The following is a 26,548-nucleotide window of genomic DNA, read 5'->3' as shown; positions in this document are numbered from 1 at the left end:
ATGGAGGCGAAGCGCCTCAAGGAGCCATGTCCGGTGTTTCACGCGATAGTGTCCATTAAAAAATGATGGACACTATTTTCCCGGAACCGGAGCCCGCTGCACAGACGGTTTAAATGTGACGCTTACAATCAGCCGCCCCCTGCGTTCTGTTGTGAAGACGCTCTTTCCGAGATCGTCCCGTAACGCCTGCCAGTAACAGGCCACAGTGTGGCACTAACACAAACTCACCACAGTAATCCCTGCCGAGCCGTTCGCCCTCATGAGAAAACATTAATTAAATTTACCATGAATACAGTAAGGATAATAAAGTTTTATGACACTATAAATAAGACCAGCCTCCCTTTCCTCGCCTGGATTTTATGAGAAAAATCACACTTTAACGGCCTTTAAAGTCACTTAATTTTCCATGAAAACTAAGGTGATAGAGAAAAATCAGGATCATTTAATTTATAAACACCTTTAAATCAATAAGATGAAAGATTGCGGATTAAAAACAGCGATAAAACATAAAAATAACTTAATGATTACCATTTGCTGTGATATACATTAGAAAACTTTAATATTTAATGATGTTTTCTGGTGGGGAGAGTGATATGAGTCACGGTTATTCTGTAGTAAACAGAAATGAACTTAACATTTATGTGGAGTTAACAAAATGCAGTGTCCCGACCCGTAACAGGACAATCCTGATTAACGGTGCACTGGCAACCTCGTCTTCTTTCCGCAACTGGAAACGCTTCCTGGCGGATAAATCAGATGTCATTACGTTTGATCTTCCGTTCTCAGGCAAATCAAAACCCTTCAACGAACAGGGCTGCCATATCGTCACGCTTGATGATGAAGTCACGATTATTCGCGAGCTGATTTCAATTTATAAGCCCAATATTATTGTCTCAGCCTCCTGGGGCGGCGCATCGACTCTCAAGCTCTTGAATCACGGTGAAGAGGGCCTGGAACATGCCATCATCGCGTCCTATTCCTTTGAATTTAATGACCGTATGCGGACTTACGTGAAGCAAGCCAATCTGTTTTCAAAAGAGAAGAACTTTGTCGAGCTTGCGCATTTGATGAATGACGAAGTGGGTGCATATCTGCCGAATAAAATGAAGTTCTGCAACTTCAGGCATCTGACGTCGCTGGATGAGATTGAATACCGTCAGGGGCGTTTCCATCTTGAGCAGATTGCCACGCTGCGCAACCACGACTACAAAAACATTATTGATAACTCGGCCTGCCAGTTTCACTTTATCAACGGCGACCTGGATATGGCTTTGTTGAATAAATGGATTTTATGCTGTGGTAGGCTTTGTTGAATAAATGGATTTTATGCTGTGGTACTATGAAAACGGTTGTTTCAGATAACATAAAATCAATGCGTTACATGCTTGCGTATGACGGTGTTCTGTCTGGCATCAGCGTTTTCTACCAAAACAGTGCAGACAAAACAGAATGATTACCTATTATTAAACAAAGCCGATCTGGAAGGCAAGCGCAGCCGGGAAAGGACCGCAGCCGCCTTCAATACTATTTTTAGTCAGATTGGTGTCTGAGATGAAAGTGATTATTGGCGCACTGGGCTCAGCAGGCGATGTCTTTCCCTGTATTGAGATTGGCTCGCTGTTAAAAGAAAAGAATCATGATGTTTACCTGCTCGCTAACGACTATTTCAGATCTGAGGCAGTAGATCGCGGCCTGTCCTTTGTGGCGGTCGGCGACAAAGAGACTTATGTGAAAGCCGTCCAGGATCGGGCGTTATGGGACAAAAAGCACGCCCTGAAACGGATTTCACATTATATGGCGGAACAGCAGGAGGCGATGTTCGATGCCATGAGCGCTCTTGTCGAAGATGACGCCATCATCATTCACTCTTTATGGTGTTTTGCGGCGAAAGCCGTCAGCGAGAAATACCGGTTAAAGAAATATGCTATCAGCCTGACCAATTCAAATTTAAAATTGCAGCCCGGGCGTGTTATCCATGCACTGGAAAAAAGCCTGCGTGTCAGTCTGAACTGGAAACTGGCTTTATTTCAACGGGCCCTGGTTTCGCCTGCACTCCAGCGTACCATCGACACGCTGCGACGCGACCATAATCTGCCCGCCTCTCGCAATATTTACGCTGACTGGGTCAATAACGAACCGCAGTCGATTGTGTTATACGAACCCTGGTTTTATCAAAAGAAAGCGCGCGAGGGATTTTATGCCGGTTTTTTACTGAACAAGAGCCGGGCGTCGCTGGATGACGATCGTATTACCGATTTTATTGACTCCCGTACGGTGGTCTTTTTTACCAGTTGGGCCCTGGCTGAACAATCATCCGTGACACGCGTTTTACAGGACTTAAAAACAGAAGGACTGAAGTGCGTGCTTGTTACGCCAACCGCAGCCGCGTTAGCGGTAAACGATGATGTGATGACGCTGCCGTATCTCAATATTGCCCTGACTGAAACCTGCTTATTTGCCATTCATCATGGCGGTATTGGCACCACCGCGCAGTTGCTCAAGAACGGGGTGCCTCAACTGATTTATCCGTGCGCATTTGATCAGTTTGAAAATGCCCGCGCCCTTGAACGACTGGCCTGCGGCCTCAAGGGAAAAGGGATCAGGGAAATCAGAAAAATGGCGGCTCTTGCACGTCAGAAGAAACACAACTGCGACTTTTATGCTGTGCAACTGGCTAATCAAACCCACAGAGGTCTTGAGCTGGAACGCTTTCTGACCCGTTAAACGCGTCTTCAGGCCAGGCATCTGGTGCATGCCTGGCCTGAAGGCATCAGACCTGGAACGCCGCGGTTAACATGCGCAGACTGCGCGCCTGTTCAGTTAAGGATTGCGATGCCGAAGCCGACTGCTCCACCAGCGCGGCATTGCTTTGTGTGACGCTGTCCATCTGCGTGACGGCAATGCTGACCTGCGAAACGCCCTGCATTTGTTCCACTGATGCCAGCGCCAGACCATCCATATACTGTGCCAGTGACGCGACTTCACTTGCCGCTTTAAGAATACTCTGGGCAGTATGATCGGCCGCCTGTACGCCTTTCGCCACGCCGGTGACCGCTTCTTCAATCAGGTTACCGATTTCACGCGACGATGATGCGCTGCGCTGTGCCAGCGTACGGACTTCCGTTGCGACAACGGCAAAGCCACGACCGTGCTCACCCGCTCTTGCCGCTTCTACCGCCGCATTCAGCGCCAGAATGTTGGTCTGAAAAGCGATACTTTGAATAACCGCGGTAATCTCTTTCACTTTCGCCGCGCTCACCGAAATGCTGTGCATCGTGTGGCTCATTTCATTGACGGCTTTTTCGCTGGCGCGCGTCAGTGATTCCGTCTCCCGGGCCGAAGACGCTGTAGATTCAGCGACAGAGGTGTTATTGCGAACCGTCGCAGTAATTTGTTCCATGCTTGCCGCCGTCTGTTGCAATGCCGCAGCCTGCTCTTCCGTACGGGAGGAAAGCTCGGTATTGCCCTGCGCAATTTCACTGGCCGCCAGTTCAACCGATGCCGCAGAATCTTTGATCTGGGTCACCAGGTTCCGCAAATGATTTTGCATGTTCGCCAGGGCCGTCAGCAGCTTTCCGGTTTCATCCTGACGGTTTACGGTAATCACAGAGGTCAGATCGCCCCGGGCAATGGTATCGGCCGTGTGCACCGCGACAGCCAGAGGACGAGAAATACTGCGGGAAATCAGCAGGCCCAGAATCAGGGAAATTCCCGCTGACAGTAGCAGTCCGGCCACCAGGATCACGCGCGTTTTGGTCCGCTCGCTAGTCAGTTCATCTTCACGCGATTTGAGTAATGATTTCTCCGTGACAATCATGGATTCAATCACGTTACGCATCGCATCCATTTGCACTTTACCTTCATCAGTCGCAAAGATGTCTAAAAAGTGTTGCTGGTCGAGGTTCCCCTGATTCAGACGCTCACGCGCCGCCATTACGTTACGGGCATAGCTTTCCAGCCAGTTCTTCTGTCTGCTTTCCAGATCGACTAAGCGTTGCTGCTGTACCGGATTGTCCTGCGTCAGCTGATGTGTACTCGCGGTGTAGTCGCTAAAGGCCTGTTTACCCTGATTAAAGGGTGCCAGCATTTGTGTCTGACCGCTAAGAGCATAACCCCGAAGGCCGGTTTCCATATTCAGCAGACTCTCGGTCACCTTATTCAGGCCTTCAACCACCTGATAGGTATGAACGTTAAGTTTGCTGGCCTGCGTGACGCGATTAAACCCCATATAAAACAGACTGCATACCACAATCATGACAAGCGTCATAGCACCAAACGCCATATAAAGGCGGGTTCTGATAGATGTATTGCTGAGCATAATATCTCCGCGAGTGGAAAGAGAATAATTAAATTCCATTAATTCACTGAGAATAATGGCAAGGCACATTAATAAATCAGGCATATAAATTTAATGAAAAGCCTGACCACTCAACCGATCGGTGAGTGACGTAGAAGTGAACGCATCAATGTTAAGTTGATTATTAGCGCTCTCGCGGAAATTTCCACTGCGTTACAATTTAAATTAGCGTTAGCGGAAATAACGAGAAAACAGGGAGGAGGATAATCCCTGTTATCGCCCTGTTCTCACGGTGCGCGTAGCCATAAAAAGCTGAAAAATCAAACAGATTAAGCATTCAAAAAGGACAGTAAAGCCTGTTTCGTTTTACCGAACAATAAATTTGACTTAAGCGAGCAGTTGCATTCAGGTAACGAAATGTAACAGCGCCATTGGGGAGTACAGCATTACACATCGAACAGGGAGCGTAAGGATTTATTATATTTTAATAATGGAGAATATCGCGCCCTTTATTAAACAGGGCACAGCTATTCTCATCATTCCTCCAAATTTCCCCTGACTTATCCTGTCGAAACGCAATTCTGGCCTGCACATGGCTTTGTTGAATAAATCAGATTCGGGGCGAGTGTCCCTGTAGCAGGGCAGAGTTTCAGGCAATACGGACACTTTCTGGCATTCCTGCCTTTGTCATTCTGTTCAGCGCTCGAACCATGGCCAGAGCCTCTGCCACCTGCACATCATAATCACGCAGCGTCAGTGAACCTCCGAACAGCTGTTTTATCCGATACATCGCCGTTTCCGCTATCGAACGACGGTTGTAATCTGTTGTCCACTTCCACCGCGCATTGCTCCCGCTCAGACGTTGATTCGCAACGGCACGGTTGCGGTCTGCATACTCAACGGGCCAGTAGCCCGCCCCTTTTCGGGGAGGGATAAGCGCGCTGATATTCTTACGCCGCAGTTCATCATGACACAGACGCGTATCGTATGCGCCATCGGCCGCTGCTGCTCTGATTTTTCTGTGAGTCTGCCGGATAAGACCCGGGAAGACTTCTGAGTCCGTTACGTTGTTCAGGGCTTTGTTGAATAAATGGATTTTATGCTGTGGTACTATGAAAACGGTTGTTTCAGATAACATAAAATCAATGCGTTACATGCTTGCGTATGACGGTGTTCTGTCTGGCATCAGCGTTTTCTACCAAAACAGTGCAGACAAAACAGAATGATTACCTATTATTCAACAAAGCCGTTGTTCAGTGACAAATCCGCACAGATGATTTCGTGTGTTTTACCATCAACAGCCACATGCAGTTTACGCCAGATACGGCGGCGCTCTTTGCCGTGCTTTTTAACTTTCCACTCACCTTCACCAAAGACCTTCAGCCCGGTGGAGTCAATCACCAGATGCGCGATTTCACCCCGGGTGGGCGTTTTGAAACTGACATTGACCGACTTCGTCCGTTTGCTGACGCTGCTGTAGTCCGGGCAGCGCAGTGGGACTCCCATCAGGGAAAAAATGGAATCAATGAAGCCCTGTGCGGCTCGCAGGGTCAGCCGGAATACGCGTTTAATCATCAGGACAGTCGTGATGGCAAGGTCTGAATAGCGCTGAGGCCGTCCGCGTGATGCGGGCGTTGCTGACTCATACCAGGCCTGAATCGCCTCACCATCCAGCCAGAAAGTGATGGAGCCACGATTAATCAGGGCCTTGTTGTAGTTGCACCAGTTGGTGATTTTGAATTTCTGCTTAGCCACGGAACTGCCTGCATTATCAGGATTATGCGTGATCTGATCCTGCAACTCAGCAAAAGTTCGATTTATTCAACAAAGCCATTAAAACGCTGATAATTGAGCATTATCAATCAACAAAGGAGGTAAATGGCGATCGGTGTGCAAGCTTTCAATCATTTGCCCGACATAAATCGCCGCCAGGCGGCAATCACGGCCAGGAAATCTTCCTTACCACAGAAGCACAGGCTTTCTTCATCGTAGTAATTCATACCCTCTTCCATCTCATCGCCTTCGAAATTCAATGTATTCGCGCGGACAATGACCTCTTCATCATCCATCCAGAGCGTATATTCGCGCCCGATGCGCTGCCACTGGCGCTCACTGCCTGTAAGTTTTTGGGCTTCGGCTTCAACCTCATCCAGCACGCTGGCGTCATGCCCGACTTCTTCATTAAACCAGTGGCCTAATGCTTCATGGCCCATCGACATGCGCACTTTTACCTTGCCCGTGATGTCGCGTAAAAATTCATACTCCATGATCTTATCTCTTTGTCAGTTACTCGCGCTGTTATACCGCTATTTTTATTGCCGTGCACCTGCTTAGCGCGCCTATCCAGATTCCCTGGACGCCCCTTTTCAGGCATAAAAAAAGAGGAGCGCCGGGGCGCTCCTCTCAAACAGAACGATCGTCACCTGTCAGACGGCAGTCTGGAAAATTACGCCGTCTGCTTTTTCCGTGTACTGACTCAACTGGTCAAAGTTGAGATAGCGATAGGTGTCAGTGGCTGTTTTATCAACCTGTGCCATGAACTGCTGATACTCATCTGGCGTAGGCAGTTTACCTAACAGCGATGAGACGGCAGCCAGCTCCGCAGAGGCCAGATAGACATTAGCCCCTGTACCCAGACGGTTCGGGAAGTTACGGGTTGACGTCGAGACCACCGTTGCGCCGTCAGCCACACGTGCCTGGTTACCCATGCACAGTGAACAGCCCGGGATCTCAATACGCGCACCGCTCTTACCAAATACGCTGTAGTAACCTTCTTCTGTCAGCTGAGCCGCGTCCATTTTGGTCGGTGGTGCAACCCACAGACGGGTTGGTAACTGGCCTTTATGGCTGTCCAGCAACTTACCTGCCGCACGGAAGTGACCGATATTGGTCATGCACGAGCCGATAAAGACTTCATCAATCTTCTCGCCCTGCACATCAGACAGCAGACGCGCATCGTCCGGATCGTTTGGCGCACACAGAATCGGCTCTTTGATCTCAGCCAGATCGATGTCAATCACCGCGGCATATTCCGCATCGGCGTCGGCTTCAAGCAACTGTGGATCCGCCAGCCATTTCTCCATGCCTTCGATACGGCGCTCCAGCGTACGACGATCGCCGTAGCCTTCAGAGATCATCCATTTCAAGAGGACAATGTTAGAGGTCAGGTACTCTTTGATCGGCGCCTGATCCAACTTAATGGTACAGCCTGCAGCAGAACGTTCTGCAGACGCATCGGTCAGTTCGAACGCCTGCTCAACTTTCAGATCGGGCAGACCTTCAATTTCAAGGATGCGGCCAGAGAAGATGTTCTTCTTGCCTTTCTTCTCGACGGTCAGCAGGCCCTGCTTAATGGCATACAGCGGAATGGCGTGAACCAGATCGCGCAGCGTAATGCCAGGCTGCATTTTGCCTTTGAAACGTACCAGCACCGATTCCGGCATATCGAGCGGCATAACGCCCGTTGCCGCAGCAAAGGCGACCAGGCCCGAGCCTGCCGGGAACGAAATCCCGATAGGGAAACGCGTATGAGAATCGCCACCTGTTCCGACGGTATCCGGCAGCAGCATACGGTTCAGCCAGGAGTGAATAACCCCGTCACCCGGACGCAGAGAAACCCCGCCGCGGTTCATGATGAAGTCAGGTAACGTATGGTGCGTGTTCACATCCACCGGCTTAGGATAAGCCGCCGTGTGACAGAACGACTGCATGACCAGGTCAGCCGAAAAGCCCAGGCAGGCCAGGTCTTTCAGTTCGTCTCGGGTCATTGGACCGGTAGTATCCTGTGAGCCCACAGAGGTCATCTTAGGTTCGCAGTACGCACCAGGATGGATGCCGTCAACACCACAGGCACGGCCCACCATTTTCTGTGCCAGCGAGTAGCCACGTGTGCTTTCAGCCACGTCTTTCGCGATACGGAACACGGTACTGGCAGGCAGCCCCAGCGATTCGCGCGCTTTGGTCGTCAGGCCACGGCCAATGATCAGGGGAATACGACCACCAGCACGGACTTCATCGATCAGGACGTCGGTTTTCAGTTCAAAACTGGCCAGCAGGTCGCCGGTTTCGTGGTTGCGGACTTCACCTTTGAAGGGGTAGATATCAATGACATCGCCCATATTCAGGTTGTTCACATCCACTTCAATCGGCAGCGCGCCTGCATCTTCCATGGTGTTGAAGAAGATAGGGGCAATCTTGCCACCCAGCACAACGCCACCGCCTTTTTTGTTTGGCACGTTCGGAATGTCATCGCCCATAAACCACAGCACCGAGTTGGTCGCCGATTTACGTGATGAACCGGTGCCTACAACGTCACCGACGTAGGCCAGCGGGAAACCTTTGGCCTGCAGCGCTTCAATTTGTTTGATCGGTCCGATGTTGCCTGGCTCATCTGGCTCAATGCCTTCGCGGGCATTTTTCAGCATTGCCAGCGCATGCAGAGGGATATCAGGACGTGACCAGGCATCCGGTGCCGGAGACAGATCGTCTGTATTGGTTTCGCCAGTGACTTTGAAAACCGTTACGGTAATTTTTTCAGCCAGCTCTGGACGTGACAGATACCATTCGGCATCCGCCCATGACTGCATCACCTGTTTCGCATGCGCGTTGCCTGCTTTGGCTTTTTCTTCAACGTCGTAAAAGCTGTCAAACATCAGCAACGTGTGGGAAAGCGCTTTTGCCGCAATCGGCGCGAGTTTCGCATCATCTAATGCTTCAATCAGAGGATGGATGTTGTAACCGCCCTGCATGGTACCGAGCAGTTCAACGGCTTTTTCAGGAGATACCAGAGGAGAGGTTGTTTCGCCTTTGGCGACAGCAGCCAGGAAACCTGCTTTAACATACGCCGCTTCATCGACGCCGGGTGGTACGCGGTTGACCAACAAATCGGTCAAAAATTCTTCTTCACCCGCAGGTGGATTTTTTAGCAGTTCAACCAGCGCGGCCATCTGGGAAGCATCTAATGGCTTAGGTACGATCCCTTGGGCAGCACGCTCGGCAACGTGCTTACGGTATTCTTCTAGCACGACGTTCTCCTCGCTCTCATTGTATGGGTTTCCGGTGCACCCTGATGACAACGCATTCCATGAGTAGGGTAAGGTGCCCGGTTCCGCGTGGGGCAGCATAGCAGGATTTCAACAGCTTGTTAATCTGTTTACAAAAAAGCAACATTGCGGTTTTCTGCAGCAGAATGCGCTACCTGAACAGAGATAAACGAAAAAAACGCAGGGCTTAATGCCCTGCCGGTTAACCCAGTCATTTCGCTGTAAGCTTAACGATCGATCATGCCATATTCTGCATCCGCATAGCGTTCACCCCGCACGTTTTGCGGCGCAAAGAGCCTGTCCAGCGTGTCACTGTCCGCCCCTGTCAGGACGACATTCGCTGCGGCACAGTTTTCTTCCAGATGATGGACCTTGCTCGCTCCCGGAATCGGCACAATATCTTCCCCCTTCGCCATGACCCATGCCAGCGCCAGTTGTGCCGCAGTAATACCATAACTGTGTGCCATCTCAGTGAGCTGCGCGACTAACTTTTGGTTATGTTCCTGTGCCTGCTCCTGAAAACGGGGCAAACTGCGGCGGAAGTCATGCGGATCCAGCGCGTCCACGGACGTCAGTTTGCCCGTCAGGAAGCCCCGGCCCAACGGACTGTAAGGCACAAAACCGACATTCAGTTCACGACAGGTCGCCAGAATGTCCTGCTCGGGATCGCGGGTCCAGAGTGAGTATTCGCTTTGTAAGGCAGAGACGGGATGGACGGCACAGGCGCGCCGCAGCGTAGCAGATGAGACTTCAGACAACCCAATATAGCGGGCTTTTCCCTCTTTAATCAGATCCGCCATCGTGCCAATCACGTCTTCAATCGGTACGCTCGGATCAAAGCGGTGCTGGTAAAGCAGATCGATATGATCGGTTCCCAAACGGGTTAACGATCCTTCGACTGCGCGGCGAATATGCTGAGGCTGGCTGTTAACGCCCGTCATCTTTTCCCAGCCCTGACCTTCGCCAGTAATCGCAAAACCAAATTTTGTGGCCACCGTGATATTGTCGCGGCGGCCTTTAAGGGCTTTAGCGATGAGCACCTCGTTGGTAAAGGGACCGTAGATTTCGGCGGTATCCAGAAAGTTGATGCCCAGTTCAAACGCGCGCGACAGCGTATTTAATGCCTGCTGCTCATCATGATTGCCATAGGCGAAGGTCATGCCCATACAGCCGAGTCCCAGTGCTGAAACGCGTAATCCCTGATTACCCAATTGACGTTGTTGCATGATGTTTTCCTCTTTGTTGCGGTGTTATTGTTATAATCCTCATCAATACCAACAACAATTGCGCTATTCTTGCCCATTCAGTGAGGAAAATTCATCAATGACACTTTCGCGGGCCACCCTGCAGGAACTGGAAATGTTCAGCGCCATTGCGCACCACCGGAGCTTCCGCAAAGCCGCACAGGCACGCAACGTGACGCCGTCTGCGCTGAGCCACGCCATGCGTCATTTCGAACAACGGCTAGGAGTGAGATTACTCAACCGCACGACGCGCAGTGTCTCACTGACCCAGGCTGGACAACATTTCCTGCAGCGCATTCAGCCTGCCTTACTTGATTTATCGCAGGCCGTGGATGAACTTAACGACTGGCGAGCCCGGCCTCACGGTACGCTGAAACTCAATATGCCCCGCTCTGCAGAAGCGCTGTTTTTTGACAGCCTGATCCTGCCCTTTCTCCAGCGCTATCCGGACATTACGCTGGAAATTGACAGTAACGATGCGCTGGTGGATATCCTTGAAGCCGGTTTTGATGCAGGCATTCGCTACGGCGATGTGCTGGCACAGGATATGATCGCCCTGCCCTTTGGCCCGGCGATGCGTACACTGGTTGTCGCAAGCCCGGCGTTTATCGAACGTCATGGTGCCCCGCAAACACCGGACGATCTGCTGCAGTTTCCCTGCATTGAGCGGCGTTTCCCGAGCGGGCAACGCTATCGCTGGGAATTCATGCACGCAGGGAAAAAGCGGGAAGTCGCCGTCAGTGGCTCTCTGGTGCTGGACAACAACGAACGAATATTGCAGGCCGCCCTTGCGGGAGCAGGGATTGCTTTTCTGCAGGAGGCCGTGGTCAGTGCCAGTCTGCGAAGTGGTTCACTCGTTGAGCTGTTAAGTCACTATACGGAGAATGCCGATGGCTTCTGGCTCTACTATCCCGGCAGGCGTTATGTCTCTGCACCATTACGTCATTTTATTGACTGGTTACGTGTTAATAATAACGAAGTGATCAACCATCAAAATTAACAGCAACATAAGAACCGAGAAATAATTATTTTAAAATAGTCATGAAGAAATCAGCATAAATAACATTTAAAATATAAAAGACAGAAATTTTTATTAATTAGCATTATGAAAAAATAAAAAATCAGGGGACAGTAAAATAATAAATGCGTAGACTGCGGTTGGGCGCCTGAAGCTTTCTGCTTTGGGTAAAAACCTGAGGTGGAAAGAGGAAGGAACCGCTCACATTAATCAGTCAACTAATGCGAGCGGAGGTCACTACCCTAACACCCAAACACTGTCAGTGTAGCCCCTCGCTCGATGAAAATCAAGAGAGGTGCCACCATGAAGTCGAAATACGGTTTACTTGTTATTAGCGGGTTAATTCTCTTAGGATTGAGTTTATCAAACCGAGGTTCATTATGTGAGCTTCGCCTCAGAATAATGAGTGCTGAACTTTCGGCTGTCTTGAATTACGAAACCAGGCAGTAAAACTTCGTTAGTGGCGGAGTTTACTCCGCCCTATATGCCAGTGTAAATGTGTTAGCGCAGGCGCCCTTTCCTTTATTGATTTTCTTATTCGATAATAATCAGCATAAAAAAACGGCCCCATAAGGGGCCGCTATGACTGTCCTGAGACTTATTTCTTCTTCGCTTTCGCGTTAGGCAGATCGGTGATGCTGCCTTCAAAAATTTCAGCCGCCAGTCCTACGGATTCATGCAGGGTTGGGTGCGCATGAATGGTCAGCGCAATATCTTCTGCGTCACAGCCCATTTCAATGGCCAGACCGATTTCACCCAGCAGTTCACCGCCGTTCGTTCCGACAATGGCACCACCGATAACACGATGGGTCTCTTTGTCGAAAATCAGTTTGGTGATGCCATCTGCACAGTCAGAAGCAATCGCACGGCCTGATGCCGCCCACGGGAACGTGGCGGTTTCATAGCTGATGCCTTTCTCTTTCGCTTCTTTCTCAGTCAGACCGACCCAGGCAACTTCTGGCTCAGTATAGGCAATGGAAGGAATCACTTTCGGATCGAAGTAGTGTTTCAGACCTGAAATGACTTCTGCCGCAACATGGCCTTCATGCACGCCTTTGTGTGCCAGCATTGGCTGACCTACAATGTCGCCGATCGCATAAATGTGTGGCACATTGGTGCGCATCTGCTTGTCAACGCGGATGAAGCCGCGATCGTCAACTTCGACACCGGCTTTGTCAGCATCCAGGCCTTTACCGTTCGGTACACGACCAATCGCAACCAGAACCGCATCATAACGCTGAGCCTCACCCGGCGCTTTTTTGCCTTCCATCGAAACATAGATACCGTCGTCTTTGGCTTCTACGGCGGTCACCTTGGTCTCCAGCATCAGGTTAAATTTCTTGCTGATACGTTTGGTAAAGACTTTAACCACGTCTTTATCGGCCGCCGGGATAACCTGGTCAAACATCTCGACCACGTCGATCTCTGAACCCAGCGCATTGTAAACGGTAGCCATTTCCAGACCGATGATTCCGCCACCCATAACCAGCAGACGCTTAGGCACTTCTTTCAGTTCCAGCGCGTCAGTGGAATCCCATACACGAGGATCTTCATGAGGAATGAACGGCAGTTCGATAGGACGTGAACCTGCAGCGATAATGGCGTTGTCGAAGTTAATAGTGGTTGCGCCACCTTCACCTTCGACCACCAGCGTATTGGCACCGGTAAATTTGCCCAGGCCATTAACCACTTTCACTTTACGCCCTTTCGCCATGCCAGACAGGCCGCCGGTCAGTTGGTTAATCACCTTCTCTTTCCAGCTACGGATTTTGTTGATATCCGTTTGCGGCTGACCAAACACAATGCCGTGTTCTTCGAGCGCTTTCGCTTCTTCAATCACTTTAGCAACGTGCAGCAGCGCTTTAGACGGGATACAGCCTACGTTAAGACAGACACCACCGAGGGTGCTGTAGCGCTCAACCAGTACGGTTTCCAGACCTAAGTCAGCGCAACGAAAAGCTGCAGAGTAACCTGCAGGACCTGCCCCAAGTACCACGACCTGAGTTTTAATCTCTGTACTCATCATGACCTCTTATTGGATTTCCGGCGGGTCAGACGCTGAGCCTATCCCATTAGGCTAGTTAACTGGCCATATTGCGTCTGCTGCTGCAAACATTCCCCTATCGGATTTGCCTGCCGTGACTCAATCTGACTGCGCCAATTATGCCTAATGGAATAGGCTCATAATGTCCTTATTCCACCGGGACATGTTCACCGCAAGAGTTTACAGAATTGTTAATAAACTGCCAACAGCGGTGCCCTGAATGTTACAAAAAGGCCGGCATTTGCCGGCCTTTTGCGCTTTTTACATAACCAGACGACGAATGTCTGACAGCATATTGCCAATAATAGTAATGAAACGTGCACCATCCGCACCGTCGATAACACGGTGATCGAAGGACAGAGAGATCGGCATCATCAGACGTGGCGCAAACTCTTTACCGTTCCATACAGGCTCCATTGCGGATTTGGACACGCCAAGGATGGCCACTTCCGGCGCGTTAACAATCGGCGCAAAGTGCGTGGTGCCCAGGCCGCCCAGGCTGGAGATGGTGAAACAACCGCCCTGCATATCGCCTGCGGTCAGTTTGCCATCGCGCGCCTTTTTAGAGACCGCCATCAGCTCACGAGACAGCTCGGTGATGCCCTTCTTGTTCACGTCTTTAAAGACCGGAACGACCAGACCATTTGGCGTATCGACCGCCACGCCGATGTTGATGTATTTTTTCAACGTCAGCTTCTGCGCGTCTTCAGACAGGGAACTGTTGAAACGTGGCATCTGCTCAAGCGCTGCAGCGACAGCTTTCATGATGAAAACCACTGGCGTGTATTTCACGTCCAGTTTGCGCTTCTCGGCTTCGGCGTTCTGCTGCTTACGGAAAGCTTCCAGATCGGTAATATCGGTTTTATCAAAGTGGGTTACGTGTGGGATCATCACCCAGTTACGGCTCAGGTTGGCACCCGAGATTTTCTGGATACGGCCCAGTTCCACTTCTTCAACTTCACCGAACTTACTGAAGTCAACTTTCGGCCATGGCAGCATGCCCGGCAATCCGCCACCGCTGGCTGCGGCTGGCGCAGCCTCTGCGCGTTTCACTGCATCTTTCACGTAAGCCTGAACGTCTTCTTTCAGGATACGGCCTTTGCGTCCTGTGCCTTTCACCTTCGCCAGGTTAACGCCAAATTCACGCGCCAGGCGACGAATCACCGGCGTGGCGTGCACATAGGCTTCATTCTCAGCAAACTCGCCTTTGCTGTCTGCTTTTGGTACAGGGGCAGCGGCAGGCTTAGATTCCGTTGCCGCAGGTGCAGGGGCCGACTCTTTCTTAGCCGCCGGTGCCGCGGCAGGGGCAGCGCCTTCCACTTCAAACACCATGATCAGCGAACCGGTGCTGACTTTATCGCCCGTCGCGACTTTCAGTTCTTTGACGGTGCCCGCGAACGGTGCCGGAACTTCCATCGACGCCTTATCGCCTTCCACCACAATCAGTGACTGCTCAGCCTCGACTTTATCGCCGACCTTCACCAGCACTTCGGTGACTTCAACTTCGTCGCCGCCGATGTCAGGTACGTTAACGTCTTTTGCCCCAGCGGCCGCAGTTGGTGCCGTCGCAGCCTCTTCTTTCACTTCTGGCTTCGCATCAGCAGCCGGTGCAGCACCCTCTGTTTCAAAGACCATGATGTGAGAGCCGGTATTCACTTTATCGCCGGTGGCGATTTTAATCGCTTTCACCACGCCCGCGAACGGTGCCGGGACTTCCATTGAGGCTTTGTCGCCTTCAACGACGATCAGCGATTGTTCAGCTTCAACTTTGTCGCCCACTTTCACCAGAATTTCGGTGACTTCGACTTCGTCACCACCGATATCCGGTACGTTAACGTCTTTGCTGGCGCTGGCAGACGCAGCGGCGGCAGGGGCGGCCTCGGCTTTTTTCTCTTGAGCTGGCGCCGGTGCCGCTTCAGCAGCACCTTCTGCGTCAAACATCATGATCAGCGAGCCGGTTTCCACTTTGTCACCGGTTGCGATTTTGATCTCTTTTACTACGCCGGCCTGCGGCGAAGGCACTTCCATAGAGGCTTTATCGCCTTCTACAGTGATCAGCGACTGCTCGGCTTCCACCTTATCGCCAACCTTGACCAGAATTTCGGTGACTTCAACTTCGTCTGACCCGATATCCGGTACCTTGATTTCAATAGCCATTACTCTGTTACCTCTTAAGCCAGACGCGGGTTAACTTTATCGGCATCGATCTTGAACTTCACGATCGCATCCGCCACGACTTTCTTATCGATTTCGCCACGTTTAGCCAGTTCACCCAGCGCGGCTACCACAACGTATGCTGCATCCACTTCAAAATGGTGACGCAGATTTTCACGGCTGTCAGAGCGGCCAAAGCCGTCGGTGCCCAGCACACGGTAATCGCTTGAAGGCACGTAGCTGCGAACCTGCTCAGCAAACAGCTTCATGTAGTCGGTTGATGCGACAGCGGGTGCTTCGTTCATCACCTGAGCGATGTAAGGCACACGCGGCGCTTCTGTCGGATGCAGCATGTTCCAGCGCTCACAATCCTGACCATCGCGGGCCAGTTCGGTGAACGAGGTGACGCTGTAAACGTCCGAACCGATGCCGTAATCAGCCGACAGGATCTGCGCGGCTTCACGCACATGGCGCAGGATAGAACCTGAACCCAACAGCTGAACTTTACCTTTGCTACCGTCTACGGTTTCCAGCTTGTAGATACCTTTACGGATACCTTCTTCGGCACCTTTCGGCATCGCTGGCATGTGGTAGTTTTCGTTCAGCGTAGTGATGTAGTAATAAATGTTTTCCTGCGCTTCACCGTACATGCGTACCAGACCGTCGTGCATGATGACAGCCACTTCGTAGGCATACGCCGGATCGTAGGAGATACAGTTTGGAATGGTCAGTGACTGAATATGGCTGTGACCATCTTCATGCTGCAGACCTTCACCATTTAGCGTAGTACGGCCTGAGGTACCGCCGACCAGGAAGCCGCGCGCCTGCTGGTCACCCGCCAGCCACATCAAATCACCAATGCGCTGGAAGCCAAACATCGAATAATAGATGTAGAACGGAATCATCGGCAGGTTGTTAGTGCTGTATGAGGTCGCCGCCGCCAGCCAGGACGATCCTGCGCCCAGCTCGTTGATCCCTTCCTGCAGAATCTGACCTTTCTCGTCTTCTTTATAGTAAGCCACCTGCTCGCGGTCCTGCGGCGTGTACTGCTGACCGTTCGGGCTGTAGATACCAATCTGACGGAACAGGCCTTCCATACCAAAGGTACGGGCTTCATCGGCAAGAATCGGCACCAGACGATCTTTAATCGACTTGTTCTTCAGCATCACATTCAGCGCACGCACAAACGCGATGGTGGTAGAGATTTCTTTGTTCTGCTCTTCCAGCAGCGCACTGAACTCTTCCAGCGCCGGCATTTCCAGCTTTTCCGTGAAGTTAGGCTGACGTGAAGGCAGGTAACCGCCTAACTTCTCGCGCTGACCATGCAGGTAGTTGTACTCTTCGGAGCCTTTCTCAAAGGTGATGTAAGGCAGCGACTCAATCTTGTCGTCTTCGACCGGCACGTTGAAACGATCACGGATATAGCGTACGCCATCCATGTTCATCTTCTTCACCTGGTGCGCGATGTTCTTGCCTTCTGCGGTGTCACCCATACCGTAACCTTTGATGGTATGAGCCAGAATCAGAACCGGCTTGCCTTTGGTGTCCTGCGCTTTTTTCAGTGCCGCGTAAATTTTCTTCGGATCGTGACCACCACGGTTCAGTGACCAAATCTCATCGTCTGACCAGTCTTTCACCAGCGCAGCGGTTTCCGGATATTTACCGAAGAAGTGCTCACGCACGTAGGCACCATCACGCGATTTAAACGTCTGGTAGTCGCCGTCGACGGTTTCGTTCATCAGCTGGATCAGTTTACCGCTGGTGTCATTGCGCAGCAGTTCATCCCAACGACCGCCCCAGATAACCTTGATCACTTCCCAGCCAGCACCGGCAAAAATGCCTTCCAGCTCGTTGATGATCTTACCGTTACCGGTGACCGGTCCATCCAGACGCTGCAGGTTACAGTTGATGATAAAGACCAGGTTATCCAGTTTTTCACGGGTCGCGATAGTGATCGCACCTTTGGATTCTGGTTCATCCATCTCGCCGTCGCCCAGGAACGCGTAAACGGTCTGGCCAGAGGTGTCTTTCAGACCACGGTGTTCCAGGTACTTCAGGAACTTAGCCTGATAGATAGCATTGAGTGGGCCCAGGCCCATTGAAACGGTCGGGAACTGCCAGAACTCCGGCATCAGTTTTGGATGCGGATAAGAAGACAGGCCTTTGCCATCGACTTCCTGACGGAAGTTATTCATCTGCTCTTCGGTCAGACGGCTTTCCAGGAAAGCACGGGCATAGATACCCGGAGAAATGTGGCCCTGGAAGTACACCAGATCGCCGCCATCTTTCTCACTGCGCGCGCGGAAGAAGTGGTTAAAACACACTTCATAGATAGTGGCAGAAGACTGGAAGGAGGACATGTGGCCGCCAAGCTCCAGATCTTTCTTCGATGCGCGCAACACCGACATGATGGCGTTCCAGCGGATAGCGGATCGGATACGACGTTCAAGTGAGGTGTTGCCCGGATATTCCGGTTCATCTTCAACGGCAATAGAGTTGATATAGTTACTGATAGCGGCAGCACCGCCAGCAACTTTCACACCGCCTTTACGGGCTGCACTCAGCACCTGATCAATCAGATACTGTGCACGTTCAACACCTTCTTCACGGATGACCGATTCGATCGCCTGTAGCCAGTCACGAGTTTCAATCGGATCCACGTCATTGTGTAAACGTTCTGACATGGGGGTATTCCTTATCTGTGTCTAATACGTTGAAAAATCGGGAGCCTGTTAACGTCAGGGAGACAGGCTCGTCGCACATGTCCGCACGATCTTTGCCGCGCGTTATTCCTTACGTTGCTGTAAACGACGTAGGGAGCGTTCTCGACGGCTCTGCTCCCGACTTCTGTCCAGCAAGATTTCCTCAATGAACGCCAGGTGACGGTGTGATGCCTCGCGTGCTTGTTCTGGCTCACGAGCCACAATCGCCTCAAAAATTCTGGCGCGGTGACCGCTCACTTTCGCCAGCATTTCCCGGCGAGAGTAGAGCAATTCAAAATTCTGTCGGACATTCTGTTCCAGCATAGGGCCCATTGATCGTAGCAAATGCAAAAGCACGACATTATGGGCCGCTTCTGTGACAGCGATCTGATACTTCATCACTGCGTCTGCTTCAGCGTCGAGATCGCCGCTGTCCTGCGCCTGTTGGATATGAAGATGACAGTCGCGAATACGCTGCAAATCTTCTTCTGTGCCACGCAATGCCGCATAGTAAGCCGCAATGCCTTCTAAAGCGTGGCGCGTTTCCAGCAGATCAAACTGAGATTCCGGATGTTCGGCGAGTAGCTCTACGAGTGGATCGCTCATGCTCTGCCAGAGATGTTTTTGTACGAATGTTCCGCCGCCCTGACGGCGTAGTAACAATCCTTTCGCTTCTAATCGCTGGATTGCCTCACGGAGAGACGGACGTGAAACATCGAATTGTTTGGCGAGTTCGCGCTCGGGGAGCAACTTCTCTCCCGGCTGCAGCGTCCCTTCCATAATGAGGAATTCCAGTTGCTGCTCAATCGCATCGGAGAGTTTGGGTTGACGAATCTTGCTATAAGCCATCTTCCCTTCTTAAAGTATGCCGGTCAAACAAAGTAAATTGGTAATACCAATTCAAAAAAGGTGCCCGTAAAGTAACAAAGTATTCACCTTGTGTCTATACGGCATCTGTGACACTTCAGTGAAGGAATGCGGGATGCGCGCGTTAAATCCAGAGATAAAAGTGGAGAATCAGGCCATACCTAGACGTTAATTTTTTTTAACCTTTACCAAAAATTACACAGCATGTATGACTAAACCGATTTAGCCATCAGCGCCTGGTCAGCGCGGTTTGCTGCCGTTTTTCTCATCGGGGGTTGATAAGACGGCAGACCGTTTGATTCTTTTTAAGCCAACTCGTACCGGGGCTGGCGAAAGCAGGTGCAAAGCCCTGCGCTTATCACTATTCTGTTGGTCAGGTTACAGCTGGCGGCATTACGCAAGTCTGACACCTTAAAAACATCAGTCTTAAGTGTATTTAATTCTTTACAGTCAGCACATTCTGAAGCGAAGAATAACAACATCATGAGGTGTGTATGGAACAACAGCACGGTGAGTCGCTGAAGCGCGGTTTAAAAAATCGCCATATACAGTTGATCGCCTTGGGCGGTGCAGTGGGAACCGGCCTGTTTCTGGGCAGCGCGTCGGTCATCAAATCCGCAGGTCCCGCCGTTATTTTAGGCTATGCGATTGCCGGGTTTATCGCCTTTCTTATCATGCGTCAGCTGGGTGAAATGGTGGTCGAGGAGCCCGTTGCCGGGAGCTTCAGCCACTTTGCCTATAAATACTGGGGAAATTTTGCCGGTTTCGCCTCTGGCTGGAACTACTGGGTGCTGTATGTGCTGGTCGCCATGGCGGAGCTGAGTGCCGTCGGTAAATACATTCAGTTCTGGGCGCCCGATTTTCCCACCTGGGCATCAGCCGCTATCTTCTTCGTGCTGATTAATGCCATTAACCTGACGAACGTTAAGGTGTTTGGTGAAATGGAGTTCTGGTTTGCCATTATTAAAGTTATCGCGGTGATTGCGATGATCCTGTTTGGCGGCTGGTTACTGTTCATTGGTACCGGTGGGCCGCAGGCAACCGTGCGTAACCTGTGGGAACACGGCGGCTTTATGCCGAATGGCCTCGGTGGGCTGGTGATGGTTATGGCGATTATCATGTTCTCCTTTGGCGGTCTGGAGCTGGTCGGGATTACGGCGGCAGAAGCGGACAATCCTGAAACCACGATTCCAAAAGCCACCAACCAGGTGCTGTGGCGTATCCTGATTTTCTATATCGGCTCGCTGGCAGTGCTGCTGTCATTAATGCCGTGGACGCGCGTGACTGAAGATACCAGCCCCTTTGTGTTTATCTTCCACGAACTGGGCGATGCCATGGTTGCCAATGCGCTGAACGTGGTGATCCTCACCGCCGCACTGTCGGTCTATAACAGCTGCGTTTACTGTAACAGCCGCATGTTGTTTGGTCTGGCACAGCAGGGCAATGCGCCAAAAGCGCTGCTGAGCGTGGACCGCCGCGGTGTGCCCGTGATGAGTATACTGGTGTCAGCCGTCGCCACCGCGCTGTGCGTGCTGCTGAACTTCCTGATGCCGGGCGAGGCGTTTGGTCTGCTGATGTCGCTGGTCGTGTCTGCGCTGGTCATCAACTGGGCGATGATTAGCCTGGCGCACCTGAAATTCCGTAAAAAGAAAAACCAGCAGGGCGTTACCACCCGTTTCAAAGCGGTACTGTACCCTCTGGGTAACTGGGTTTGCCTGATCTTCCTGGCTGGCATCCTGGTCCTAATGGCGATGACGCCAGGCATGGCCATTTCCGTATGGCTCATTCCTGTCTGGCTGATCATCCTGGCTATTGGCTATTTCATCAAGAATAAGACGCAAAAAGCCTGACGGCATTGCCAGCCCGCCGACAGAAAGCGGCGGGCTGGCAGTCGGTAAACCCGACCCTGCTCACACTTCTCCTTGCACGGCTGTTTTGTCCATCATCCCAACAATTTCTTGCCGCGTCGCCTGTGGATTAAACATTAATAATCCTTGTATGTTTAATTCCTCTGCAGGTTACAACAATGACAGATAACCCCCTCTCATTCAGAGAAAAGCTGGGCTATGGCATGGGTGATGCGGGGTGCAACATGATCGGTGGCGCTGTCATGCTGTTCCTCAGCTATTTCTATACCGACGTTTTTGGCTTAGCACCGGCCTTAGTGGACGTGCTGTTACTCTCGGTGCGCATTCTGGATGCCATCACCGACCCGATAATGGGCGCGATAGCTGACCGTACCAAAAGCCGCTGGGGACGTTTCCGTCCCTGGTTACTGTGGGTGTCAGTGCCCTACGTTATATTCAGTGTACTGATGTTTACCACGCCAGACTGGAGCTATCCCAGCAAGGTCATCTGGGCCTTTACCACCTACTTTTTCATGTCCCTGGCCTATACCGCCATTAATATCCCCTACTGCTCGCTGGGTGGCGTCATGACTAACGATCCCGGTGAGCGTGTCTCCTGCCAGTCGTACCGGTTTGTCATGGTCGGCATTGCCACCCTGATTCTGTCACTGTCGTTGCTGCCGATGGCGGAATGGTTTGGCGGTGAGAACAAGGCGCGGGGTTATCAGATGGCGATGGCTGTGCTGGCCCTGGTGGGACTGGCAATGTTTCTGTTCTGCTTCGCCACCGTGCGGGAACGTATTCAGCCTGCCGTCCCTACTCATGATGATCTGAAAAACGATTTGCGTGATGTGTGGAAGAACGATCAGTGGGTGCGCATCTTGCTGTTGACACTTTGCAATGTCTGCCCGGGTTTTATTCGTATGGCAGCAACCCTGTATTACGTGACCAGGGTCATGGGACAAACGGCGCACTTTGCCACGCTGTTTATCAGCCTGGGGGTGGTTGGCATGATGCTGGGTAGCACGCTGGCAAAAGTCCTCACCGACCGCTGGTGTAAGTTGAAAGTCTTTTTCTGGACCAATATCGCCCTTGCCCTGTTCTCCTGCGGTTTCTACTGGCTTGATCCCCACGCCACCGTGACAGTCGTTATCGCTTACTTTCTGCTTAATGTTCTTCATCAAATTCCCTCCCCTTTACACTGGTCTTTGATGGCGGATGTGGACGATTACGGTGAATGGAAAACCGGTAAGCGTATTACCGGCATCAGCTTTTCAGGCAATCTGTTCTTTCTCAAGGTCGGACTGGCCGTCGCGGGGGCGATGGTCGGTTTTCTGCTCTCGGCTTACGGTTATGATGCGGGTGCGAAACAGCAATCGGCTCACGCGCTCAACGGCATTGTCCTGCTGTTTACCGTTATCCCCGGGGCTGGCTATTTGATTACCGCGGGCGTGGTGCGACTGATGAAAGTGGATCGCACATTAATGCAAACCATTCAACGCGATCTTGCCCTCCGCCAGATTCAGGCGCACGAAAAACACCCTACCGAGCTTCCGACTGGAGAGTTGAAATGAGCGAAAACTGGCCCAACCCCTTTATTGAACGGCGCGCCGATCCGTTTATCCTGCGCCACGGAGAACACTATTACTTTATTGCTTCCGTACCGGAATATGATCGTCTTGAGCTACGTCGTGCCAGCACGCTAACGGCCTTACGCACCGCGACACCGGTCGTGGTCTGGCGTAAACCCGATATTGGGCCGTTCAGTGAGCTGATCTGGGCACCGGAGTTGCATCGTATTGCAGAACACTGGGTTATCTATTTTGCCGCAGCGCCTTCGCGCGATATCAAAGATGGCTTGTTTCAGCACCGGATGTACGCGCTGGTGTGCAACGATGACGACCCGCTCAGTGGCCACTGGCAGCCCCCGCGCCAGGTGTTAAGTCATCTCGACAGTTTTGCGCTGGATGCCACCCACTTTGTTCACCAGGGAAAAAACTGGTACTTATGGGCGCAGAAAGATCCTGCAATTCCAGGGAATTCCAACCTCTATCTGGCTGAATTGCGTAATCCATGGACGCTCAAAGGCAAACCGGTGATGCTGAGCCGTCCGGAATATGAATGGGAGTGCGCGGGGTTTAGCGTCAACGAAGGCGCGGCAGCGATAGTGCATGGTGACTGGCTGTTTATTACCTATTCTGCCAGCGCAACGGATGAAAACTACTGCATGGGCCTGCTTTCCATTCCGCGTGATGCCGATCCGCTGAACGCGATGGCCTGGCAGAAATCAGCGCGTCCGGTCTTTGCAACCAGTTGGGAAAACCGCCAGTATGGACCGGGACACAGTTGTTTTACTCAGGATGAGGACGGGCGCGATCTGCTGGTCTATCACGCACGCAATTATACAGAAATTGAGGGCGATCCCCTTTGGGACGGTAATCGCCATACGCGTCTGAAATATTTTCACTGGCGTGAGGATGGCACACCCGACTTCGGGGTTCCCCCTGCCGCCTACACCAACGTGCCGTAAATGGTCAGCAACGCCACAACCACCACCAGCACCAGCGAAATGCGCTTCGCCAGCGCCACGGCGACACGTGGCGTTGCGACCTTATCGCTGTGCGGATCGCGAGCCAGCGAAAACTGCGCCAGCGTGGTTAAAACCTGGTACTGCGAGTGATGCCTGTCCGTCAGCGAGGCAAACCAGGCAGGCAAGGCTTTCTCACCGTGCCCCAGCAGCGCATAGGCAACGCCCGCCAGCCGCACCGGGAGCCAGTCAACCACATGCAGAATGCTGTCCACGCCAGACTGAGAGCGGGCCATGGGCGTGCAGTGTTTTGCCAGCCAGCTTTGCCAGGCGCGTAAAAACGCATACCCCACGAGTAACACCGGTCCCCAGGCACCGCCCACCACGAACCAAAACATCGGTGCCAGATAGAAACGGAAGTTAATCCAGATGAGCGCATTCTGAAGCTCACGAAGGAATTCGCGTTCGCTGCACTCAACAGGCACACCGTGGATCAGGGTTAACTCTGCCGCCATGGCCTGATGTGCCGCGGCGTCATCACGACTCGCCGCCTGCAAATACGTATGATAGTGCTGACGCACCACACCCGCTCCGATGCACAGTAACCCCACCACGATCCAGAACAGAAGCTGAGGAATACCAAACAAAATGCCTTTCAGGCTCCCGACCACCAGCGCGGTCAGGCCCATCGCGATAATCAGCATCAGCAGTGTGCGCATCACCGAAAAGTGCTGACGGCGACGAAACACAGGCTCCAGCCGGTGATCCAGTTGCCAGTGCTCCCCCAGCTTAAACAGCCGTTCCCAACCTAAAACCAGTAACAAGGTAAATAACGTCATAGTTACTCCAATTTTTGTTGCTGTAACCGCTGTTTAAAATCGTCCCAGTCAAACGCCGGGCCGGGATCGGTTTTCCGTCCCGGTGCAATATCACTGTGGCCGGTAATGCGCGCAGGCGTTAACGGATAATGGGCTAACAACGTCTGCGTGACCTGATGCAGAGCGGCGTATTGTGCCTCGGTATAAGGTTCAATATCCGTGCCCTCCAGTTCAATGCCAATTGAAAAGTCGTTGCAGTTTTCCCGCCCCTCAAACTGCGAGATGCCAGCGTGCCAGGCACGTTTATCAAAGGGGACATATTGCACGATTTCGCCATCACGTCGGATAAGGCAGTGCGCCGCAACGCGCAAATGAGCAATCTCAGCAAAGTAGGGATGCGCGTCGGCAGGCAGCGTGCCGGTGAACAGTTTATCAATCCACGGGCCGCCGAATTCGCCGGGCGGCAGGCTGATATTGTGAATGACCAGAAGGGATGGCGCTTCATTATGCGGCCGATCATTACAATGGGGGGACGGCACCTGTCGCACACCGGACAGCCAACCTTTTTCTACTTTCATGCTGGATTCTCTTCGCAGGACCGGTTTGAGAATAGCATGAATTTTAAGGGATTATTGCGTCAAAATGCGTTGCACTATCGGGCTGATAAACGCACATGTTAAGTATACTAAACAAAAAGTGACTCAGGACTGGTGCCTTCGCGCTATTCAGGCTATGGTAATCGCCTCTGTTATCTGACATTTACTGGAGCGGAACGCGTATGTCTGTGCGTCGCTATGATCCTGACAGTCGCCATCAGGCGCTGCTTGAACGTATTGAAAATGATATCCCCGAGGCCGTTGAACGCGCATTAAAGGAAGATCTCGGCGGTGAGACAGATAGCGACCGCGACATTACCGCGCAGCTCCTGCCAGCCGACAGTCGGGCACATGCTCAGGTTATTACCCGTGAAGCCGGTGTTTTTTGTGGTAAACGCTGGGTCGAAGAGGTGTTTAACCAGTTAGGCGCGCACACCGCCCTGACATGGCATGTGGAAGATGGACAACATGTTATCCCGGATCAACCCCTGTTTGAGGTTGACGGGCCAGCCCGCCTGTTGCTGACGGCCGAACGCACCACATTGAATTTTGTACAAACCTTGTCCGGCGTCGCCACGGAAGTCAGCCGCTATGTCGCTCTGCTGGAAGGCACACAGACACAGCTTCTGGATACACGCAAAACATTGCCAGGCCTGCGAACAGCGCTGAAATACGCCGTGCTGTGCGGTGGCGGCAGTAATCATCGCCTCGGCCTGTCCGATGCGTTTCTGATTAAAGAAAACCATATTATTGCCAGCGGCTCAATTCGTCAGGCAATCGAAAAAGCCTTTTGGCTTTATCCGGATGTCCCTGTGGAAGTCGAAGTTGAATCGCTGAAAGAGCTGGAAGAGGCACTGGCTGCGGCGGCCGACATCATCATGCTGGACAATTTTTCCCTTCAGGCGATGCGCGAGGCGGTGAAGATCACGGCTGGTCGTGCGCTACTGGAGGTGTCAGGCAACGTCACCGAAACAACGATTCGGGACATCGCCGAGACCGGTGTGGATTATGTCTCTGTCGGCGCGCTGACCAAGCATGTGCGTGCTCTGGATCTGTCGATGCGCTTTCAGGCGCAATAATCCCTGTTGCCGTGCCGCCGGCACGGCCTGTTTTGTGCACCAGCATCCAGTGACGTAGTCCTGTTCCTGTAACCCACCAGATTTATTGCCTGCCCTTTTCCACTCTCCGGATTTCCTGCTGTTATTACCGACAGCGTCTTCCTAAATAACTGATCCTAATACCGCTACACTTTAGCCAGCCCATGTTTTCCCCCGGGGAATGGGCTGACGGTATTCATAAAGTGATGGACCTTTTTCAACAGTTGCCACATTGAACTGCACTGGTGATTTCGGATTATTGTCTCATGAAGCGCCTGCCACAACCGTTCGACAT

General features: G+C 52.0%; 17 protein-coding genes and 2 pseudogenes. 7 read left to right on the top strand and 12 right to left on the bottom strand.

Translation table 11 applies throughout. The features are described 5' to 3' along the window. Positions 1-593: 593 nt before the first annotated feature. Positions 594-1,313, top strand: coding sequence for an alpha/beta fold hydrolase (locus F7Q90_RS19220; protein WP_006117713.1), 720 nt, complete (start codon positions 594-596; stop codon positions 1,311-1,313). A 238-nt stretch (positions 1,314-1,551) separates the two neighbouring features. Next, complete coding sequence (locus tag F7Q90_RS19215; protein WP_006117712.1) at positions 1,552-2,724, top strand: glycosyltransferase; 1,173 nt, start codon at positions 1,552-1,554, stop codon at positions 2,722-2,724. A 46-nt stretch (positions 2,725-2,770) separates the two neighbouring features. Here F7Q90_RS19215 and F7Q90_RS19210 read toward each other — a convergent pair whose 3' ends face one another. The 5 genes and pseudogenes from F7Q90_RS19210 to F7Q90_RS19180 all read right to left on the bottom strand — a co-directional run bounded on the left by F7Q90_RS19210 (position 2,771) and on the right by F7Q90_RS19180 (position 10,565). Beyond that, positions 2,771-4,318: a methyl-accepting chemotaxis protein gene (locus F7Q90_RS19210; RefSeq protein ID WP_006117711.1), complete on the bottom strand. Its 1,548-nt coding sequence runs from the start codon at positions 4,316-4,318 to the stop codon at positions 2,771-2,773. A 628-nt stretch (positions 4,319-4,946) separates the two neighbouring features. Then, positions 4,947-6,052: pseudogene (locus tag F7Q90_RS27915) on the bottom strand (IS5 family transposase). A gap of 149 nt (positions 6,053-6,201) precedes the next feature. Further along, positions 6,202-6,564: a protein YacL gene (gene yacL / locus F7Q90_RS19190; RefSeq protein WP_006117708.1), complete on the bottom strand. Its 363-nt coding sequence runs from the start codon at positions 6,562-6,564 to the stop codon at positions 6,202-6,204. A 159-nt stretch (positions 6,565-6,723) separates the two neighbouring features. Then, positions 6,724-9,321 carry a bifunctional aconitate hydratase 2/2-methylisocitrate dehydratase gene (gene acnB, locus F7Q90_RS19185; protein WP_006117707.1) on the bottom strand — a complete coding sequence of 866 codons (2,598 nt, stop codon included), beginning with the start codon at positions 9,319-9,321 and terminating at the stop codon, positions 6,724-6,726. A gap of 245 nt (positions 9,322-9,566) precedes the next feature. Beyond that, complete coding sequence (locus F7Q90_RS19180; RefSeq protein WP_006117706.1) at positions 9,567-10,565, bottom strand: aldo/keto reductase; 999 nt, start codon at positions 10,563-10,565, stop codon at positions 9,567-9,569. 97 nt (positions 10,566-10,662) lie between these two features. Between F7Q90_RS19180 and F7Q90_RS19175 the strand changes: the two genes are divergently transcribed. After that, positions 10,663-11,583, top strand: a complete 921-nt coding sequence (locus tag F7Q90_RS19175; protein ID WP_006117705.1) for a LysR family transcriptional regulator — start codon at positions 10,663-10,665, stop codon at positions 11,581-11,583. A 616-nt stretch (positions 11,584-12,199) separates the two neighbouring features. Here the strand turns inward: F7Q90_RS19175 and lpdA are convergent. The 4 genes from lpdA to pdhR all read right to left on the bottom strand — a co-directional run bounded on the left by lpdA (position 12,200) and on the right by pdhR (position 19,350). Beyond that, on the bottom strand, positions 12,200-13,624 hold the full coding sequence (gene lpdA / locus F7Q90_RS19170; protein ID WP_006117704.1) for a dihydrolipoyl dehydrogenase: 1,425 nt from the start codon (positions 13,622-13,624) through the stop codon (positions 12,200-12,202). 282 nt (positions 13,625-13,906) lie between these two features. Beyond that, on the bottom strand, positions 13,907-15,802 hold the full coding sequence (aceF, locus tag F7Q90_RS19165) for a pyruvate dehydrogenase complex dihydrolipoyllysine-residue acetyltransferase (protein ID WP_006117703.1): 1,896 nt from the start codon (positions 15,800-15,802) through the stop codon (positions 13,907-13,909). Positions 15,803-15,816: 14 nt separating this feature from the next. Further along, positions 15,817-18,483 carry a pyruvate dehydrogenase (acetyl-transferring), homodimeric type gene (gene aceE / locus F7Q90_RS19160; RefSeq protein WP_006117702.1) on the bottom strand — a complete coding sequence of 889 codons (2,667 nt, stop codon included), beginning with the start codon at positions 18,481-18,483 and terminating at the stop codon, positions 15,817-15,819. Between the two features lie 102 nt (positions 18,484-18,585). After that, positions 18,586-19,350, bottom strand: coding sequence for a pyruvate dehydrogenase complex transcriptional repressor PdhR (gene pdhR, locus F7Q90_RS19155; protein ID WP_006117701.1), 765 nt, complete (start codon positions 19,348-19,350; stop codon positions 18,586-18,588). A 512-nt stretch (positions 19,351-19,862) separates the two neighbouring features. On the opposite strand from pdhR, the gene aroP reads away from it, so the two are divergent. From aroP to F7Q90_RS19140, 3 genes are all read left to right on the top strand, one after another. Beyond that, positions 19,863-21,218: an aromatic amino acid transporter AroP gene (gene aroP, locus F7Q90_RS19150; protein ID WP_006117700.1), complete on the top strand. Its 1,356-nt coding sequence runs from the start codon at positions 19,863-19,865 to the stop codon at positions 21,216-21,218. Between the two features lie 176 nt (positions 21,219-21,394). Next, a complete protein-coding gene (locus F7Q90_RS19145) occupies positions 21,395-22,789 on the top strand; it encodes a glycoside-pentoside-hexuronide (GPH):cation symporter (protein WP_006117699.1) in 1,395 nt (464 codons plus the stop codon). Beyond that, a complete protein-coding gene (locus F7Q90_RS19140) occupies positions 22,786-23,745 on the top strand; it encodes a glycoside hydrolase family 43 protein (protein WP_006117698.1) in 960 nt (319 codons plus the stop codon). Before F7Q90_RS19145 ends, F7Q90_RS19140 begins: the two co-directional genes overlap by 4 nt. Here the strand turns inward: F7Q90_RS19140 and ampE are convergent. Then, positions 23,727-24,581 carry a beta-lactamase regulator AmpE gene (gene ampE, locus F7Q90_RS19135; protein ID WP_006117697.1) on the bottom strand — a complete coding sequence of 285 codons (855 nt, stop codon included), beginning with the start codon at positions 24,579-24,581 and terminating at the stop codon, positions 23,727-23,729. The genes F7Q90_RS19140 and ampE overlap by 19 nt on opposite strands. Before the next feature lie 2 nt (positions 24,582-24,583). Continuing rightward, positions 24,584-25,138 carry a 1,6-anhydro-N-acetylmuramyl-L-alanine amidase AmpD gene (ampD, locus tag F7Q90_RS19130; protein ID WP_006117696.1) on the bottom strand — a complete coding sequence of 185 codons (555 nt, stop codon included), beginning with the start codon at positions 25,136-25,138 and terminating at the stop codon, positions 24,584-24,586. Positions 25,139-25,338: 200 nt separating this feature from the next. On the opposite strand from ampD, the gene nadC reads away from it, so the two are divergent. Beyond that, positions 25,339-26,235: a carboxylating nicotinate-nucleotide diphosphorylase gene (nadC, locus tag F7Q90_RS19125; RefSeq protein WP_006117695.1), complete on the top strand. Its 897-nt coding sequence runs from the start codon at positions 25,339-25,341 to the stop codon at positions 26,233-26,235. Between the two features lie 164 nt (positions 26,236-26,399). Here the strand turns inward: nadC and F7Q90_RS19120 are convergent. Next, positions 26,400-26,548, bottom strand: a pseudogene (locus F7Q90_RS19120) (IS630 family transposase); the annotation flags it as partial.

Source organism: Pantoea stewartii subsp. stewartii, assembly GCF_008801695.1.
Classification (GTDB): Bacteria; Pseudomonadota; Gammaproteobacteria; order Enterobacterales; family Enterobacteriaceae; genus Pantoea; species Pantoea stewartii.
This window is presented reverse-complemented; position numbering and strand designations above follow the sequence as displayed.